This is a genomic window from Spongiactinospora gelatinilytica (assembly GCF_003236385.1).
GTDB lineage: Bacteria > Actinomycetota > Actinomycetes > Streptosporangiales > Streptosporangiaceae > Spongiactinospora > Spongiactinospora gelatinilytica.
On record NZ_POUA01000669.1, the window covers coordinates 1 to 1856 of the forward strand.

The window sequence follows — 1856 nt, forward strand, 5'->3', positions numbered from 1 at the left end:
GTCGCAGACGTCGATGTCGACCGACAGGAACACCCCCTCGCACTCGTCCAGCGCGATCGCGAACGCCTCGGTCAGGCATTCGCCCAGGCCGCGCGCCCCGATCTCGGTCATCTCGTAGGAGCGCATGTCGCGTTCGACCATCCAGCGCAGCGTCTCGGGGCCGGGCCAGTATCCGCGCAGGCCGATCTGGAGGAACCGGTCGCCGCGGACCGCCCCGGACTCGATGAGCCTGCGCATCGGCTGGCCGTGGCCGTACAGGTGGCCGAAGGCGACGTTGCCGGTGTCGGCGTGGGCGTCGAAGTGGATCATCGACACGCGGCCCAGGCCGCGGACCCGCGCCACGCCCCTGGCGTCGGGCAGGGCGATCGTGTGGTCGCCGCCCAGCACGACCGGGACCGCGCCGCTGGAGGCGATGCGCCGCACCGCCTCCTCGATGGCGGCGATCGAGCCCTCGACGTCGCCGGAGTAGCACTCCACGTCGCCCGCGTCGAGCACCCGCAGGTCTGTGAGGGCGTCCACGCGCAGCGCGAGGCTCGGCCGGGAACCGTCGTGCGGCAGGTAGCACGCCTGACGGATGGCCGCGGGCCCGAATCGGGCCCCCGGCCGGTTGACGGTGCCCCCGTCGAACGGCGCGCCGAGGATCACCACGTCGGCGTCGGCGAACGTGCCCGGATCTGTGACATCGCACCGATCGACGCCGAGGAAGGTGATGTCGGCTCCGTACATCGGCCCATATCTGGCCACCGCGCGCTCCTTCCGGCCATCGGCCTACCTTCCGGGCCTGCCCGGGCGCGCGCGTCTCATTCCCCGCGAAGGGGTCATGCCTCCTTGTCGGTCACTCCGGCGGAGTCGAAGGTCGCGACGTCGTGCATGACGCGTACGGCGGCGCACACGAGCGGGTGCGCCAGCAGCGCGCCGGTCCCCTCGCCGAGGCGGAGTTCGAGGTCCACCAGCGGGCGCAGTCCGAGGTGGTCCAGGGCCAGGCGGTGGCCCGGTTCGGCCGAGCGGTGCCCGGCCACGCAGTGGTCCACGGCGGCGGGGGCGAGCGCGGCGGCGGCCAGCGCCGCGGCCCCGGCGATCACGCCGTCCAGGATCACCGGGACCCGCGAGGCCGCCGCCTTGAGGATGAACCCGGCGATGGCCGCGTGCTCCAGGCCGCCGAGCGCGCGCAGCGTGTCCAGCGGCCCGGCCTCGCGCAGCGGGCGGTTGACGTCCAGGGCCTCCCGGACGACGTCGATCTTGTGGGTGTGCGTCTCCTCGTCGATCCCGGTGCCCCTGCCGGTGGCGACGGCCGGGTCGGCGCCGCAGAAGGCGCAGATCAGCGCGGCGGAAGCGGTGGTGTTGGCGATGCCCATGTCACCCGCGACCAGGCAGCGGGCTCCGGCCGCCAGCAGGTCGGCGGCCACCGTGATGCCGGTCTCCAGCGCGGTCACGACCTGCTCGCGGGTCATGGCCGGGCCGCGTGACAGGTCGGCCGTGCCCCGGGCGACCTTGCGGACCAGCAGGCCGTCGGCGGGCGGCAGGTCGCCCGCCACGCCGACGTCCACGACGGTGACGGACGCGCCCATCTGGGCGGCGAACGCGTTGGCGACGGCTCCCCCGGCCAGGAAGTTGGCCACCATCTGGCCGGTGACCTCCTGCGGCCACGGGCTGACGCCGGCCGAGCCGGCCAGCCGCACCGCGACCTCTTCCAGGACGCCGAGCGAGCCCCGCGGCTTGGTCAGGCGGTCCTGGTGGGCCGCCGCCTCGGCGAGCACGGCGGGATCGGCGGGACGTACGGCGGCGATCGTCGCGTCAAGCAGGGGGCTCATCAACCATCCTCATCGCACGGCGGTGGGGCGGCCGGAGGCCAGGCG

At 74.5% G+C, this 1856-nt stretch carries 2 protein-coding genes; both read right to left on the reverse strand.

From position 1 onward, the window contains the following. On the reverse strand, positions 1-744 hold a 744-nt coding region (locus C1I98_RS38440; protein ID WP_111172131.1), incomplete at its 3' end, for an agmatinase family protein. Positions 745-818: 74 nt separating this feature from the next. After that, the gene (gene cobT / locus C1I98_RS38445) at positions 819-1811 is read right to left on the reverse strand and encodes a nicotinate-nucleotide--dimethylbenzimidazole phosphoribosyltransferase (protein ID WP_111172130.1); all 993 of its coding nucleotides are present in this window, start codon (positions 1809-1811) and stop codon (positions 819-821) included. Between the last annotated feature and the right edge of the window lie 45 nt (positions 1812-1856).